The sequence below is a fragment of the Bacillus sp. FSL R5-0709 genome (genome assembly GCF_038004785.1).
Taxonomy (GTDB): Bacteria; Bacillota; Bacilli; order Bacillales; family Bacillaceae_G; genus Bacillus_A; species Bacillus_A mycoides.
Genome location: NZ_JBBORT010000001.1, coordinates 505846 through 521036 on the forward strand (window position 1 = coordinate 505846; position 15191 = coordinate 521036).

Annotated in this window: 10 protein-coding genes, 16 tRNA genes and 3 rRNA genes; 26 read left to right on the forward strand and 3 right to left on the reverse strand. The window is 41.5% G+C overall.

The window, feature by feature from the left end:
* Positions 1-106: 106 nt before the first annotated feature.
* Positions 107-1405, reverse strand: coding sequence for a glutamate-1-semialdehyde-2,1-aminomutase (gene hemL / locus MKX37_RS02590; protein ID WP_002125067.1), 1299 nt, complete (start codon positions 1403-1405; stop codon positions 107-109).
* 127 nt (positions 1406-1532) lie between these two features.
* On the opposite strand from hemL, the gene MKX37_RS02595 reads away from it, so the two are divergent.
* The 6 genes from MKX37_RS02595 (at position 1533) to perR (ending at position 5827) form a co-directional block, all read left to right on the forward strand.
* A complete protein-coding gene (locus tag MKX37_RS02595; protein WP_000843656.1) occupies positions 1533-2546 on the forward strand; it encodes an ABC transporter ATP-binding protein in 1014 nt (337 codons plus the stop codon).
* On the forward strand, positions 2539-3330 hold the full coding sequence (locus tag MKX37_RS02600) for an ABC transporter permease (protein ID WP_002125069.1): 792 nt from the start codon (positions 2539-2541) through the stop codon (positions 3328-3330). Before MKX37_RS02595 ends, MKX37_RS02600 begins: the two co-directional genes overlap by 8 nt.
* A 4-nt stretch (positions 3331-3334) precedes the next feature.
* The gene (locus tag MKX37_RS02605; protein ID WP_002125070.1) at positions 3335-4120 is read left to right on the forward strand and encodes an ABC transporter permease; all 786 of its coding nucleotides are present in this window, start codon (positions 3335-3337) and stop codon (positions 4118-4120) included.
* A gap of 72 nt (positions 4121-4192) precedes the next feature.
* The gene (locus MKX37_RS02610) at positions 4193-4597 is read left to right on the forward strand and encodes a potassium channel family protein (protein ID WP_002125072.1); all 405 of its coding nucleotides are present in this window, start codon (positions 4193-4195) and stop codon (positions 4595-4597) included.
* Between the two features lie 44 nt (positions 4598-4641).
* Entirely contained in the window at positions 4642-5097 is a 456-nt protein-coding gene (bcp, locus tag MKX37_RS02615; protein ID WP_002029647.1) for a thioredoxin-dependent thiol peroxidase, read from the forward strand.
* Between the two features lie 301 nt (positions 5098-5398).
* Positions 5399-5827, forward strand: coding sequence for a peroxide-responsive transcriptional repressor PerR (perR, locus tag MKX37_RS02620; RefSeq protein WP_000237831.1), 429 nt, complete (start codon positions 5399-5401; stop codon positions 5825-5827).
* Positions 5828-6028: 201 nt separating this feature from the next.
* Here perR and MKX37_RS02625 read toward each other — a convergent pair whose 3' ends face one another.
* Positions 6029-6385: a YgzB family protein gene (locus tag MKX37_RS02625; RefSeq protein ID WP_002125074.1), complete on the reverse strand. Its 357-nt coding sequence runs from the start codon at positions 6383-6385 to the stop codon at positions 6029-6031.
* A 447-nt stretch (positions 6386-6832) separates the two neighbouring features.
* On the opposite strand from MKX37_RS02625, the gene MKX37_RS02630 reads away from it, so the two are divergent.
* The 19 genes from MKX37_RS02630 (at position 6833) to MKX37_RS02720 (ending at position 13176) form a co-directional block, all read left to right on the forward strand.
* Positions 6833-8384 (forward strand): 16S ribosomal RNA (locus MKX37_RS02630).
* 146 nt (positions 8385-8530) lie between these two features.
* Positions 8531-11452, forward strand: a 23S ribosomal RNA gene (locus tag MKX37_RS02635).
* Positions 11453-11552: 100 nt separating this feature from the next.
* Positions 11553-11668 (forward strand): 5S ribosomal RNA (gene rrf, locus MKX37_RS02640).
* The 16S, 23S and 5S rRNA genes sit together here with 16 tRNA genes alongside, the layout of an rRNA operon.
* Before the next feature lie 8 nt (positions 11669-11676).
* Positions 11677-11751, forward strand: a tRNA-Asn gene (locus MKX37_RS02645).
* 2 nt (positions 11752-11753) lie between these two features.
* Positions 11754-11845 (forward strand) — tRNA-Ser (locus tag MKX37_RS02650).
* 19 nt (positions 11846-11864) lie between these two features.
* Positions 11865-11939: transfer RNA gene (locus tag MKX37_RS02655), tRNA-Glu, on the forward strand.
* A 5-nt stretch (positions 11940-11944) separates the two neighbouring features.
* Positions 11945-12020: transfer RNA gene (locus MKX37_RS02660), tRNA-Val, on the forward strand.
* Between the two features lie 24 nt (positions 12021-12044).
* Positions 12045-12121 (forward strand) — tRNA-Met (locus tag MKX37_RS02665).
* Between the two features lie 57 nt (positions 12122-12178).
* Positions 12179-12255, forward strand: a tRNA-Met gene (locus tag MKX37_RS02670).
* Positions 12256-12258: 3 nt separating this feature from the next.
* Positions 12259-12334 (forward strand) — tRNA-Asp (locus tag MKX37_RS02675).
* 9 nt (positions 12335-12343) lie between these two features.
* A tRNA-Phe gene (locus tag MKX37_RS02680) sits at positions 12344-12419 on the forward strand.
* Positions 12420-12433: 14 nt separating this feature from the next.
* A tRNA-Thr gene (locus MKX37_RS02685) sits at positions 12434-12509 on the forward strand.
* Positions 12510-12519: 10 nt separating this feature from the next.
* Positions 12520-12603: transfer RNA gene (locus MKX37_RS02690), tRNA-Tyr, on the forward strand.
* An 8-nt stretch (positions 12604-12611) separates the two neighbouring features.
* Positions 12612-12685 (forward strand) — tRNA-Trp (locus MKX37_RS02695).
* Positions 12686-12704: 19 nt separating this feature from the next.
* A tRNA-His gene (locus MKX37_RS02700) sits at positions 12705-12780 on the forward strand.
* Positions 12781-12845: 65 nt separating this feature from the next.
* A tRNA-Gln gene (locus MKX37_RS02705) sits at positions 12846-12920 on the forward strand.
* A gap of 5 nt (positions 12921-12925) precedes the next feature.
* Positions 12926-13000 (forward strand) — tRNA-Gly (locus MKX37_RS02710).
* A 14-nt stretch (positions 13001-13014) separates the two neighbouring features.
* Positions 13015-13085 (forward strand) — tRNA-Cys (locus MKX37_RS02715).
* A gap of 9 nt (positions 13086-13094) precedes the next feature.
* Positions 13095-13176, forward strand: a tRNA-Leu gene (locus MKX37_RS02720).
* Between the two features lie 209 nt (positions 13177-13385).
* Here the strand turns inward: MKX37_RS02720 and MKX37_RS02725 are convergent.
* Positions 13386-13706 (reverse strand): DUF3884 family protein, encoded by a 321-nt coding sequence (locus MKX37_RS02725; protein WP_002125076.1) that lies wholly within the window; start codon positions 13704-13706, stop codon positions 13386-13388.
* Between the two features lie 660 nt (positions 13707-14366).
* Here MKX37_RS02725 and MKX37_RS02730 point away from each other — a divergent pair.
* Entirely contained in the window at positions 14367-15086 is a 720-nt protein-coding gene (locus MKX37_RS02730) for a YebC/PmpR family DNA-binding transcriptional regulator (protein WP_002125079.1), read from the forward strand.
* Positions 15087-15191: the final 105 nt, after the last annotated feature.

Here is a 15191-nt window from a genome sequence, read left to right on the forward strand (position 1 = left end):
TATAAAACAGATAATTATGAATAATTATACTATTAATGTGGGATTTATGAAATAGAAAAAAGGAAAAAAGAAAGGTAAGCTTTCTTTTTTCCTTGTAATGACAGTATTATTTATTGTCTGCTAAAGCAGCAAATGCTCTTCCAACAGCTTCAATTGTATATTCGATATCTTCTTTTGTATGTTCTGTCGTTAAGAACCATGCTTCATATTTAGATGGTGCTAAATTAATACCTTCTTGAAGCATAAGTTTGAAGAATCTACCGAACATTTCACCATCTGTATTTTTGGCTGCATCGTAATCTTCAATTGTATTTGTCGTGAAGTATACAGTTAATGCACCCTTTAGGCGGTTTACTGTAATATCGATGTTATGTTTTGTAGCTTGCTCTAAAATTCCTTTTTCAAGCATTGCGCCAAGTTCATCTAATTTCTCGTATACGCCTTTTTGTTGAAGTACTTCTAAGCAAGCGATACCTGATGCCATAGAAGCAGGGTTTCCTGCCATTGTACCTGCTTGGTATGCAGGTCCTAGCGGGGCAACTTGTTCCATAATTTCTTTCTTACCACCGTAAGCGCCAATTGGAAGTCCGCCGCCAATAACTTTACCAAGTGCAGTTAAGTCTGGTGTTACACCAAGTAAGTCTTGAGCACCACCGTACATAAAGCGGAAAGCAGTAATAACTTCATCATAAATTACTAATGCGCCAGCTTCGTGAACAAGTTCGTTTACTTTTTCAAGGAATCCTGGTTTAGGCTCTACAATACCGAAGTTTCCAACGATTGGCTCTACAAGGATAGCTGCTACTTCATGTCCCCATTTATCTAACGCTTCTTTTAAGGTTTCTACATTATTAAAGGGAACGGTAATAACTTCTTGTGCAATACTTTGTGGCACACCAGCTGAATCAGGAGTTCCAAGAGTAGAAGGACCAGAACCAGCTGCTACAAGTACTAAATCGGAATGACCGTGGTAACAACCAGCGAATTTCATAATTTTTGTGCGACCAGTGTAAGCGCGGGCAACACGAATGGTTGTCATAACGGATTCTGTACCAGAGTTTACGAAGCGGACTTTATCTAATGCAGGCATTGCTTCTTTTAACATTTTTGCAAATTTTACTTCTAGTGCTGTTGGCGTTCCGTATAGTACACCATTTTCAGCAGCTGTTGTAATTGCTTTTGTTATATGCGGGTGAGCATGTCCAGTAATAATAGGACCGTATGCTGCTAAATAATCGATATATTTATTTCCATCTACATCCCAGAAATAAGCACCTTTTCCACGTTCCATTGCAACGGGAGAACCGCCTCCAACTGCTTTGAAAGAACGAGAAGGACTATTAACACCACCAACGATATGTTCTAAAGCTTCTTTATGTAATGCTTCTGATTTCGTGAAATTCACTACAATTCATCTCCTTACAAAAATCTATGTATTATTCTAACATGTTTTTAGAAAAGACGTATTGTTTGTGATAGAAGGAGCAGTTGGGTAAACTATTCGTTGTGACATTTAGGAAGGGGGTCCGATTATGAAATCGGTAATTGAGGTACAAGGGTTACGTAAAGAGTTTACAGCCTATTCAAGTCGTCCGGGATTAAAGGGTGCATTTCGCGATTTATTAAATCGTAATTATAAAATAGTACCAGCAGTAAATGATGTGTCTTTTACTGTGAAGCAAGGTGAAATGGTTGGTTATATTGGTGAGAATGGTGCTGGTAAATCAACGACGATTAAAATGCTTACAGGGATTTTGACTCCGACTTCAGGACAAATTACAGTGAATGGAATGAATCCACACAAACAGAGAGAAGAATTTGTGAGAACAATTGGTGTTGTTTTTGGTCAGCGCTCTCAGCTTTGGTGGGATATTGCGGTACAAGAATCATTTCGTTTATTGAAGAAAGTGTACGGTGTTTCAGACGCTCAGTATAAGGAACATATGGAGCACGTAATCGAAACGTTAGATATTGGTCCTTTATTAGATAAGCCGGTCCGAAAGTTATCTCTTGGCCAAAGAATGCGCTGTGAATTAGCGGCAGCATTAATTCATAATCCACCGTTATTATTTTTAGATGAGCCAACAATTGGGCTAGATGTTCTTGTGAAATTGAAAATACGTGAATTCTTAAAAGAGATGAATGAACGTTATAAAACAACAATTTTATTAACAACACATGATATTACTGACATTGAAGCTTTATGTGAGCGCGTTATCATGCTGGATGAAGGAAATATTATGTATGACGGTTCGTTAAATAACCTTCGCACACAGTGGGGAGCAGAGAAGGAAATCCATTTTCAATTTGTCGCTCCAGTTTCTTATCAGATGTTATCGATGGTTATGCCAGATAGTCAAGTCGTTTGGTCAAAAGCGAAAGAGGAAAATGCGTGGGTTGCAAAAATCCCGAATGAAGAAATTATTATTTCAATGCTTATTTCTAAAGTAGTACAAGCTTTTCAAATTAAAGATTTAAAAATTAACGAAGTGTCTACAGAGGAAATTATTCGTAACATTTATGAAGAAGGTATTAAGCATGGGTAAGTATATTGAAATGATTCGCATTCGTTTTTTAATGATGCTTGCTTATCGTACAAATTATTACAGCGGGATATTAATTTATACAATTAATATCGGTGCGTATTATTTTTTATGGCAAGCGATTTATAGCGGGAAAGAGAATATTGAAAGTTTATCTATTTCGCAAATGACTACGTATATTGCGATCGCATGGATGGCACGTGCTTTCTATTTCAATAATATAGATAGAGAAATTGCGATGGAGATTCAAGAAGGACGTGTGGCGGTAGAACTAATTCGTCCATATAATTATTTAGGAATGAAAGTTATGCAAGGTCTTGGTGAAGGGATATTTCGTTTTGCATTCTTTTCAATCCCAGGTATGATCATCGTTACATTGTTATTTTCATTACAAATTACAACGAATTTTCAAACGTGGTTATATTTCTTCTTATCGTTAATATTTAGCTTTATCATTAATACACAAATAAATTTAATGACGGGAATGCTTACATTCTTCTTATTTAATAATAGTGGAATTATGTATGCAAAACGTGTTGTGATTGATTTATTTTCTGGTTTATTATTACCGATTAGTTTTTATCCATTATGGGCCCAAAAAGCAATGGTGTTTTTACCGTTTCAAGCAATTAGTTATATTCCGAGTATGATTTTCTCTGAAGGTATACAAGGAAGTAAGTTATATGAAGCTTTGTTATTTCAAGTGATTTGGGCAATTATACTTATTATTCCAATTGTACTGATGTGGAAAACGGCGAGAAAACGTCTAATCGTACAAGGGGGATGACGAGATGATATATATAAAATTATTTTTGCAATATGCAAGTCAATATATAAAAACAAAATTGGAGTATCGTGGCGATTTTATCGTCGGATTACTTTCAGATTTATCACTACAAGCTGTTAATTTAATCTTCATTCTCGTTGTGTTTGGGCATACCCAAGCACTAAAAGGGTGGAGCCGAGAAGAAGTGATCTTTATTTATGGGTTCTTTTTAGTACCGTTTGCCATTTTTTCAGCTTTCTTTAATATATGGGACTTTAATGATCGTTACATTATTAAAGGAGAAATGGACCGTATATTAACGAGACCGATTCATAGTTTATTTCAAATTATATTAGAAAGAATGGAACTTGAATCTTTAATTGGAGCTATTACGGGGATTATTGTGATGGGTTATGCAGCAATGGAGCTGCAATTATCTTTTTACTGGTATGATTTCTTCTTATTCCTACTCATGGTAGGGGGAGGGGCACTTGTATACGGCGGGATATTTGTTACGCTTGCAAGTTTTGGCTTTTGGTCGGATGCGAAAAGTTCCATTATGCCGCTTATGTATAACATAGGGAATTATGGACGCTACCCTGTTGATATTTATAACCGTGTTATTCGCTTTGTTTTAACGTTTGTTTTACCGTTTGCATTTGTTGGGGTATATCCAGCAGCATACTTTTTAAGAAAAACAGAGTGGAATAGCTATGCTTTCGCAACTCCAATTGTTGGTGTTATCTGTTTTACTATTGCAATTACCCTCTGGAATCAAGGGGTTAAACGATATCGTGGTGCAGGAAATTAATTATAGAAGCTTGTTCGTTTCTAAGGGATAAATCAGCTACAGTCCTCATACATATAAAACGAGGTGGAGGACATGTTATGGGGATTTATTCTATTAATTGCAGCAATCGCTATTTTGAGAAGTGTCCAATTATTATGGAGTTCATATTCAAATTCCAATCGTTTCTTTTCGCTGTACAATTTAGCTACGTTGTTTTTGATTTATACAACGGTACTGATTGCGTTTGGATTAAGTTATGTTGTGCTAGAGGAAATGGGTTTTGCAGTTTTGAAAGAAGATGGGGATAGGTTAAGTGCTCATTCCTTTCAGCTCGTTGAAATATGTTTATATTTTAGCGCGGTTACTTTATTGTCCGTTGGATATGGTGATATAGCTCCGATTGGAATCGGAAGATGGATTGCAATTGGAGAAGCGCTAATTGGATATACATTACCGTTTGCCTTTGTGATGAGATCTGTAATAGACAATGAAAAATAAGGTCGCATTTGATATAGTAAAAGAAAAGAGAAGGAGTGATAACAATGATTACAGTAGGAGAAATGGCACCAGAATTTACATTAGAAGGAAGTAACGGAGAACAAATTCGCTTAGCTGACTTTCGCGGTAAAAATGTAGTCCTATATTTTTATCCGAAAGATATGACTCCGGGATGTACAACTGAAGCATGTGATTTTCGTGATGCATATGGATTATTTCAAGAGAAGGATACGGTTATACTTGGTGTAAGTCCAGATTCAGCAAATAGACATATGAAATTCATTGAGAAGCATGAGCTTCCATTTGTACTTTTAGTAGACGAAGATCATAAAGTAGCAGAATTGTACGATGTTTGGAAGCTGAAAAAGAACTTCGGAAAAGAGTACATGGGAATTGAGCGTTCTACATTCCTTATTAATAAAGACGGTGAGCTTGTAAATGAGTGGCGTAAAGTGAAAGTGAAAGGGCATATTGAGGATGTTCTTTCTTATATAAAATAAATCTATATTAATGAGGAGAAAAAATACATATGTAAGGCATGCGTCTATACATATTTTCTTGCGATACATAAAGTGAAAGTGTAGGGCATACCTCCTCAGATGATAGTATTCCAAGTGCGATTATGTCGCACTTTTTTCTATGTAAATGTATAGGGAATGGGGGAAGATACATAAGAATAAGGCTATATACGAAAATAAACCACATACTTATAGTAGAAATATTGACGATTTATAAGAAAAAGAGTACACTCTTTATAAGAATTATAAAATAATAATCCGTATAGAATCGGGGTGCATGACGGTGGTCAAAGAAGAATTAAAAGAAGCGCTAGAAATGCTGAAAAATACGGGTGTACGCATTACTCCACAGCGTCATGCTATTTTAGAGTACCTTGTGGAATCTATGACGCACCCAACAGCGGATGACATTTATAAAGCATTAGAAGGTAAGTTTCCAAATATGAGTGTTGCAACTGTCTATAATAACTTACGTGTGTTTAAAGAAGTTGGACTTGTAAAGGAATTAACTTATGGGGATGCTTCAAGTAGATTTGATTATGTTACAAGTCAACATTATCATGTGATTTGCGAAAAATGTGGTAAGATTGTTGATTTTCCTTATGGAGGATTGGAACAGCTTGAAGAGGAAGCTGCAAAAACGACAGGCTTCGTTATTAATAGTCATCGCTTAGAAATTTATGGCGTTTGTCCAGAGTGTCATAAGGCGTAATATATAATAAAGAAAGAGGCTGACGGCTATACGTCGACCTCTTTCTTTATTATATATGGGAATCGTGTTAGACTCATGAGGATTTAAAATGTTAAGTGAAGAATCAAATTTAATAAGAACAAATACAAGAGGTGATTTCTTAGTTAAGAAATCACCTTTTTAATGAGATGAAACTTCTTTAGTTTTGTAAGCTCCATATACCTATGATTTATAACTCTTCTTATTATATTTCTCATCAAATTCTTTTCCTTCTAGATTTCGATCAAGTGTTAAAGGTTGATTGCAATGCATACATGCGTCGACACGACCGAGCATTTTTGTTGGTTTATCGCAGCTTGGACAAATAATTTGTATCGTTTTTGTAGATAACATACCAATCCAAAAGTAAACAACAGTGCTAGCGATGACAGCTAAAAAACCAACCATCATAAAGGTTGTCATAATAATGATGTTTTCGCGAAAAAAGACACCTAAGTATGCAATGAAGAGGCCGATAAATACTAAACTCAATGCAAAGGTTCGGATTTTATTAATTTTGTTCGAATATTTAATACCCATTCCCACCACACTCCTATAGGAATAATATAACACACAATTTAGAATATTTTATGAAAACGAAGGTGATGATTAAATTTATCACTTATTAAAGAACAGTAGTGCTTTCTTTTAAGATGAAATACAGAAAGAGATTAGGTGGAAGGAGCATGTCTATAAAAGAGGAGTAGTAATTTTTTTCTATAGTTAATTTAGTTTTTTAACGGGATGTGAAATTTTTTTAGAAAAAGTATTGACCCTATATATACTGCGTGATATATTAATAAACGTCGCTGATGCGGAAACGCAGTAAACGACAAAAAAGAAATTTAAAAAACTTAGTTGACATCGAAAAACGAAGATGTTAACATAAGGAAGTCGCAATTGAGTGACGAAGTAGTTCTTTGAAAACTGAACGAAACAAACAACGTGAACGTCAATTTTTATTTTTAGATGCTAGACAAACTAACTTTATTGGAGAGTTTGATCCTGGCTCAGGATGAACGCTGGCGGCGTGCCTAATACATGCAAGTCGAGCGAATGGATTAAGAGCTTGCTCTTATGAAGTTAGCGGCGGACGGGTGAGTAACACGTGGGTAACCTACCCATAAGACTGGGATAACTCCGGGAAACCGGGGCTAATACCGGATAATATTTTGAACTGCATAGTTCGAAATTGAAAGGCGGCTTCGGCTGTCACTTATGGATGGACCCGCGTCGCATTAGCTAGTTGGTGAGGTAACGGCTCACCAAGGCGACGATGCGTAGCCGACCTGAGAGGGTGATCGGCCACACTGGGACTGAGACACGGCCCAGACTCCTACGGGAGGCAGCAGTAGGGAATCTTCCGCAATGGACGAAAGTCTGACGGAGCAACGCCGCGTGAGTGATGAAGGCTTTCGGGTCGTAAAACTCTGTTGTTAGGGAAGAACAAGTGCTAGTTGAATAAGCTGGCACCTTGACGGTACCTAACCAGAAAGCCACGGCTAACTACGTGCCAGCAGCCGCGGTAATACGTAGGTGGCAAGCGTTATCCGGAATTATTGGGCGTAAAGCGCGCGCAGGTGGTTTCTTAAGTCTGATGTGAAAGCCCACGGCTCAACCGTGGAGGGTCATTGGAAACTGGGAGACTTGAGTGCAGAAGAGGAAAGTGGAATTCCATGTGTAGCGGTGAAATGCGTAGAGATATGGAGGAACACCAGTGGCGAAGGCGACTTTCTGGTCTGTAACTGACACTGAGGCGCGAAAGCGTGGGGAGCAAACAGGATTAGATACCCTGGTAGTCCACGCCGTAAACGATGAGTGCTAAGTGTTAGAGGGTTTCCGCCCTTTAGTGCTGAAGTTAACGCATTAAGCACTCCGCCTGGGGAGTACGGCCGCAAGGCTGAAACTCAAAGGAATTGACGGGGGCCCGCACAAGCGGTGGAGCATGTGGTTTAATTCGAAGCAACGCGAAGAACCTTACCAGGTCTTGACATCCTCTGAAAACTCTAGAGATAGAGCTTCTCCTTCGGGAGCAGAGTGACAGGTGGTGCATGGTTGTCGTCAGCTCGTGTCGTGAGATGTTGGGTTAAGTCCCGCAACGAGCGCAACCCTTGATCTTAGTTGCCATCATTAAGTTGGGCACTCTAAGGTGACTGCCGGTGACAAACCGGAGGAAGGTGGGGATGACGTCAAATCATCATGCCCCTTATGACCTGGGCTACACACGTGCTACAATGGACGGTACAAAGAGCTGCAAGACCGCGAGGTGGAGCTAATCTCATAAAACCGTTCTCAGTTCGGATTGTAGGCTGCAACTCGCCTACATGAAGCTGGAATCGCTAGTAATCGCGGATCAGCATGCCGCGGTGAATACGTTCCCGGGCCTTGTACACACCGCCCGTCACACCACGAGAGTTTGTAACACCCGAAGTCGGTGGGGTAACCTTTATGGAGCCAGCCGCCTAAGGTGGGACAGATGATTGGGGTGAAGTCGTAACAAGGTAGCCGTATCGGAAGGTGCGGCTGGATCACCTCCTTTCTATGGAGAATTGATGAACGCAGTTCATCAATAAACGTTGACTTGTTTTGTTTCGTTCAGTTTTGAGAGAACTATCTCTCAAGTTTAAATGTATGTTCTTTGAAAACTAGATAACAGTGTAGCTCATATTTTTTTAATTTTAGTTTGGTTAAGTTAGAAAGGGCGCACGGTGGATGCCTTGACACTAGGAGTCGATGAAGGACGGGACTAACGCCGATATGCTTCGGGGAGCTGTAAGTAAGCTTTGATCCGAAGATTTCCGAATGGGGAAACCCACTATACGTAATGGTATGGTATCCTTACCTGAATACATAGGGTATGGAAGACAGACCCAGGGAACTGAAACATCTAAGTACCTGGAGGAAGAGAAAGCAAATGCGATTTCCTGAGTAGCGGCGAGCGAAACGGAATCTAGCCCAAACCAAGAGGCTTGCCTCTTGGGGTTGTAGGACATTCTATACGGAGTTACAAAGGAACGAGGTAGACGAAGCGACCTGGAAAGGTCCGTCACAGAGGGTAATAACCCCGTAGTCGAAACTTCGTTCTCTCTTGAATGTATCCTGAGTACGGCGGAACACGTGAAATTCCGTCGGAATCTGGGAGGACCATCTCCCAAGGCTAAATACTCCCTAGTGATCGATAGTGAACCAGTACCGTGAGGGAAAGGTGAAAAGCACCCCGGAAGGGGAGTGAAAGAGATCCTGAAACCGTGTGCCTACAAATAGTCAGAGCCCGTTAATGGGTGATGGCGTGCCTTTTGTAGAATGAACCGGCGAGTTACGATCCCGTGCAAGGTTAAGCTGAAGAGGCGGAGCCGCAGCGAAAGCGAGTCTGAATAGGGCGTTTAGTACGTGGTCGTAGACCCGAAACCAGGTGATCTACCCATGTCCAGGGTGAAGTTCAGGTAACACTGAATGGAGGCCCGAACCCACGCACGTTGAAAAGTGCGGGGATGAGGTGTGGGTAGCGGAGAAATTCCAATCGAACCTGGAGATAGCTGGTTCTCCCCGAAATAGCTTTAGGGCTAGCCTTAAGTGTAAGAGTCTTGGAGGTAGAGCACTGATTGAACTAGGGGTCCTCATCGGATTACCGAATTCAGTCAAACTCCGAATGCCAATGACTTATCCTTAGGAGTCAGACTGCGAGTGATAAGATCCGTAGTCAAGAGGGAAACAGCCCAGATCGCCAGCTAAGGTCCCAAAGTGTGTATTAAGTGGAAAAGGATGTGGAGTTGCTTAGACAACTAGGATGTTGGCTCAGAAGCAGCCACCATTTAAAGAGTGCGTAATAGCTCACTAGTCGAGTGACTCTGCGCCGAAAATGTACCGGGGCTAAATACACCACCGAAGCTGCGAATTGATACCAATGGTATCAGTGGTAGGGGAGCGTTCTAAGTGCAGTGAAGTCAGACCGGAAGGACTGGTGGAGCGCTTAGAAGTGAGAATGCCGGTATGAGTAGCGAAAGACGGGTGAGAATCCCGTCCACCGAATGCCTAAGGTTTCCTGAGGAAGGCTCGTCCGCTCAGGGTTAGTCAGGACCTAAGCCGAGGCCGACAGGCGTAGGCGATGGACAACAGGTTGATATTCCTGTACCACCTCTTTATCGTTTGAGCAATGGAGGGACGCAGAAGGATAGAAGAAGCGTGCGATTGGTTGTGCACGTCCAAGCAGTTAGGCTGATAAGTAGGCAAATCCGCTTATCGTGAAGGCTGAGCTGTGATGGGGAAGCTCCTTATGGAGCGAAGTCTTTGATTCCCCGCTGCCAAGAAAAGCTTCTAGCGAGATAAAAGGTGCCTGTACCGCAAACCGACACAGGTAGGCGAGGAGAGAATCCTAAGGTGTGCGAGAGAACTCTGGTTAAGGAACTCGGCAAAATGACCCCGTAACTTCGGGAGAAGGGGTGCTTTCTTAACGGAAAGCCGCAGTGAATAGGCCCAAGCGACTGTTTAGCAAAAACACAGGTCTCTGCGAAGCCGTAAGGCGAAGTATAGGGGCTGACACCTGCCCGGTGCTGGAAGGTTAAGGAGAGGGGTTAGCGTAAGCGAAGCTCTGAACTGAAGCCCCAGTAAACGGCGGCCGTAACTATAACGGTCCTAAGGTAGCGAAATTCCTTGTCGGGTAAGTTCCGACCCGCACGAAAGGTGTAACGATTTGGGCACTGTCTCAACCAGAGACTCGGTGAAATTATAGTACCTGTGAAGATGCAGGTTACCCGCGACAGGACGGAAAGACCCCGTGGAGCTTTACTGTAGCCTGATATTGAATTTTGGTACAGTTTGTACAGGATAGGCGGGAGCCATTGAAACCGGAGCGCTAGCTTCGGTGGAGGCGCTGGTGGGATACCGCCCTGACTGTATTGAAATTCTAACCTACGGGTCTCATCGACCCGGGAGACAGTGTCAGGTGGGCAGTTTGACTGGGGCGGTCGCCTCCTAAAGTGTAACGGAGGCGCCCAAAGGTTCCCTCAGAATGGTTGGAAATCATTCGTAGAGTGCAAAGGCATAAGGGAGCTTGACTGCGAGACCTACAAGTCGAGCAGGGACGAAAGTCGGGCTTAGTGATCCGGTGGTTCCGCATGGAAGGGCCATCGCTCAACGGATAAAAGCTACCCCGGGGATAACAGGCTTATCTCCCCCAAGAGTCCACATCGACGGGGAGGTTTGGCACCTCGATGTCGGCTCATCGCATCCTGGGGCTGTAGTCGGTCCCAAGGGTTGGGCTGTTCGCCCATTAAAGCGGTACGCGAGCTGGGTTCAGAACGTCGTGAGACAGTTCGGTCCCTATCCGTCGTGGGCGCAGGAAATTTGAGAGGAGCTGTCCTTAGTACGAGAGGACCGGGATGGACGCACCGCTGGTGTACCAGTTGTTCTGCCAAGGGCATAGCTGGGTAGCTATGTGCGGAAGGGATAAGTGCTGAAAGCATCTAAGCATGAAGCCCCCCTCAAGATGAGATTTCCCATAGCGTAAGCTAGTAAGATCCCTGAAAGATGATCAGGTTGATAGGTTCGAGGTGGAAGCATGGTGACATGTGGAGCTGACGAATACTAATAGATCGAGGACTTAACCATATAATATGAAGCAACGTTATCTAGTTTTGAGAGAATATAAAAAACTTATTGACTTTCAGGGTGAATAAGTTATAATAATGATTGTCTCAAAAGAATAATGTCTGGTAATGATGGCAGAGAGGTCACACCCGTTCCCATACCGAACACGGAAGTTAAGCTCTCTAGCGCCGATGGTAGTTGGGACCTTGTCCCTGTGAGAGTAGGACGTTGCCAGGCAATATTATTCCGCAGTAGCTCAGCGGTAGAGCTATCGGCTGTTAACCGATCGGTCGTAGGTTCGATTCCTACCTGCGGAGCCATTGGAGAGCTGTCCGAGTTGGCCGAAGGAGCACGATTGGAAATCGTGTATACGTCACAAGCGTATCAAGGGTTCGAATCCCTTGCTCTCCGCCATAAGGAATTTATAATATTTGGCCCGTTGGTCAAGTGGTTAAGACACCGCCCTTTCACGGCGGTAACACGGGTTCGAATCCCGTACGGGTCACCACTTTTGGAGGATTAGCTCAGCTGGGAGAGCACCTGCCTTACAAGCAGGGGGTCGGCGGTTCGATCCCGTCATCCTCCACCATATAAATTATATGAATAATATTGTCGCGGGGTGGAGCAGTACGGTAGCTCGTCGGGCTCATAACCCGAAGGTCGCAGGTTCAAATCCTGTCCCCGCAACCAAACATTCTCGTAATGTGGTTGCTAACACTTATCATATAATTATATAAATAATATTATCGCGGGGTGGAGCAGTACGGTAGCTCGTCGGGCTCATAACCCGAAGGTCGCAGGTTCAAATCCTGTCCCCGCAACCAAATGGTCCCGTGGTGTAGTGGTTAACATGCCTGCCTGTCACGCAGGAGATCGCCGGTTCGACCCCGGTCGGGACCGCCATTTTAATAAGGCTCGGTAGCTCAGTCGGTAGAGCAGAGGACTGAAAATCCTCGTGTCGGCGGTTCGATTCCGTCCCGAGCCACCATTTTAATAAAATATGCCGGCTTAGCTCAATTGGTAGAGCAACTGACTTGTAATCAGTAGGTTGGGGGTTCAAGTCCTCTAGCCGGCACCATGTAAGTTTCGGAGGGGTAGCGAAGTGGCTAAACGCGGCGGACTGTAAATCCGCTCCTTCGGGTTCGGCAGTTCGAATCTGCCCCCCTCCACCATTTTACATAGGGGCATAGTTTAAAGGTAGAACTGAGGTCTCCAAAACCTCCAGTGTGGGTTCAATTCCTACTGCCCCTGCCAAATATATAAACACAACATGGCGGTTGTGGCGAAGTGGTTAACGCACCGGATTGTGGCTCCGGCATTCGTGGGTTCAATTCCCATCAGTCGCCCCATTTTTATTTTTTAAAAATTACAAATAAATTAATGGATACTTACATATAATTAAGTAAAACTTCGGTGGGCTATAGCCAAGCGGTAAGGCAACGGACTTTGACTCCGTCATGCGCTGGTTCGAATCCAGCTAGCCCAGCCATTTTTGCGGAAGTAGTTCAGTGGTAGAATACAACCTTGCCAAGGTTGGGGTCGCGGGTTCGAATCCCGTCTTCCGCTCCATTTTAACTTCATATGGCGGCATAGCCAAGTGGTAAGGCAGAGGTCTGCAAAACCTTTACCACCGGTTCAAATCCGGTTGCCGCCTTTCTTTTATGCCGATGTGGCGGAATTGGCAGACGCGCACGACTCAAAATCGTGTTCCTTCGGGAGTGTCGGTTCGACCCCGACCATCGGTATCACGAACGGCGTAACATCAAGGCTCTACACTAATTGTGTAGAGTTTTTTTGTGTTTTTTTTACACTACAAAATAAGCACTAATAGTGCGTTGGGGTAGTGTGCGGTGAGTAAGTGACGAACTTTAGATACAGTTGGAAGAAACTATGAAGTATTAAAAGGATAAAATTTCAGTAGAATATTACATATACAAGAATTTTTTCGAGCACTCTAGAGAGAATCTCTCCACCCTGGTGACATGAAGTTAAATCCGATACCACCAGTTGAAATTACCACATTATCAGCTGGTAATTTCGTAATTTCAAAAAACTTCTTTTCAAACTCTTCTCTGTTGTACTTGTACATAGTTGAGTGACACGACCATATTTGCGTTGAAGTACTCAACCAGTCCCCTAATTCCTTTAATTTAGGGAACGAATCAAATTGAATTGGACCATCCAATTTTATGAATCTCACTTGATAGATAGTTGGGTTTAACTTCTCTCCTATTCCTTTAAAACCATGTGATTTTTTCTCATTTGAATGTGTCATAATTCTCCCTCCATCTTTTCTTCAAATTTTTTCCTATTTTAATTATACAGCAATAGAAAGTAATTAAGGAAATATTATGGGATTAGTAGAGGAATGAAAAGGAATAACTTTAGTTTGATAATGAATAGTTCATAACATACTACATAACAAATCTTTAAAAGGACATGGCAGCTTTGCCCTGTTTCTTATTGTTTAGCGAGAAATAATAAAATAAATCATCACAGTAATAAATGAAATATGATAAATTTAATCAAGGGAGAGAAATGAAAGTAAAAGGTGTCAGTTATTTAATATGATTCCATTTTGGCCCGTTTCATTTTAATTTATCATGTTTAAAGAAGCTCAAAATTTTTAAAATGCTTTAAAATAAAGGATTTTAAGGGTAGCACTCTATATAAATGTCACCTAAAAAGACCCTAACAGAAATGTTAGGGTTTTTTTTGTTAAATTATGCTATGTGATTCTAAAATTCGTAATAAACTTAGGAATTCATGTATAATATAACTTGTCGAAAGAACAAAATGATAGTGATTTATATTATGTCTGTAATATGAATCAAAAATGAACTTTTTATATTTCTTTTAAAAATGTGTTGAATACACATTATATTTCATATTAATATTTTTATGTAGATTTAAAATGGGAAAGAGAGTGGAAAGTATGGGCCGTAAATGGAACAATATTAAAGAAAAAAAAGCATCAAAAGATGCAAATACAAGCCGTATATACGCGAAATTTGGACGTGAAATTTATGTGGCAGCAAAACAAGGCGAGCCAGATCCAGAATCAAACCAAACGTTAAGAGTTGTATTAGAACGTGCGAAAACATACAACGTGCCAAGAACAATTATTGACCGTGCGATTGAAAAGGCAAAAGGCGGTTCAGAAGAAAACTATGACGAGCTTCGTTATGAAGGCTTTGGACCAAACGGATCTATGGTAATTGTAGATACACTGACAAATAACGTAAACCGTACTGCAGCAGATGTACGTGCTGCATTTAGCAAAAACAGTGGTAACATGGGTGTAAACGGTTCTGTCGCTTACATGTTTGATGCGACAGCTGTTATAGGTCTTGAAGGTAAAACATCAGATGAAGTTCTTGAAATCTTAATGGAAGCAGATGTAGATGCACGTGACATTCTAGAAGAAGAAGATTCTGTTATCGTTTATGCTGAACCTGATCAGTTCCATTCAGTACAATCTGCACTTAAAGGTGCTGGTGTTGAAGAATTTACAGTTGCAGAATTAACAATGCTTGCACAAAGTGATGTAGAACTTCCTGAAGATGCTCAAATGCAATTTGAAAAAATGGTTGATGCATTAGAAGATTTAGAAGATGTACAGCAAGTTTACCACAACGTAGACTTAGGGGAATAATATAAGACAGAAGACCCTTTCCTTTAACGGATAGGGTCTTTTTTTATGGAGTTAATTAAGGTGGTAAAGTATTAAAGGTATTTTGTAGCTGCTAGGGAATATGGT

Coding starts and splice junctions, on each gene's coding strand:
- MKX37_RS02725 (WP_002125076.1), bottom strand. CDS start 13,706: ATGACACATTCAAATGAGAAAAAATCACATGGTTTTAAAGGAATAGGA.
- MKX37_RS02595 (WP_000843656.1), top strand. CDS start 1,533: ATGAAATCGGTAATTGAGGTACAAGGGTTACGTAAAGAGTTTACAGCC.
- MKX37_RS02610 (WP_002125072.1), top strand. CDS start 4,193: ATGTTATGGGGATTTATTCTATTAATTGCAGCAATCGCTATTTTGAGA.
- MKX37_RS02600 (WP_002125069.1), top strand. CDS start 2,539: ATGGGTAAGTATATTGAAATGATTCGCATTCGTTTTTTAATGATGCTT.
- MKX37_RS02730 (WP_002125079.1), top strand. CDS start 14,367: ATGGGCCGTAAATGGAACAATATTAAAGAAAAAAAAGCATCAAAAGAT.
- bcp (WP_002029647.1), top strand. CDS start 4,642: ATGATTACAGTAGGAGAAATGGCACCAGAATTTACATTAGAAGGAAGT.
- MKX37_RS02625 (WP_002125074.1), bottom strand. CDS start 6,385: ATGGGTATTAAATATTCGAACAAAATTAATAAAATCCGAACCTTTGCA.
- MKX37_RS02605 (WP_002125070.1), top strand. CDS start 3,335: ATGATATATATAAAATTATTTTTGCAATATGCAAGTCAATATATAAAA.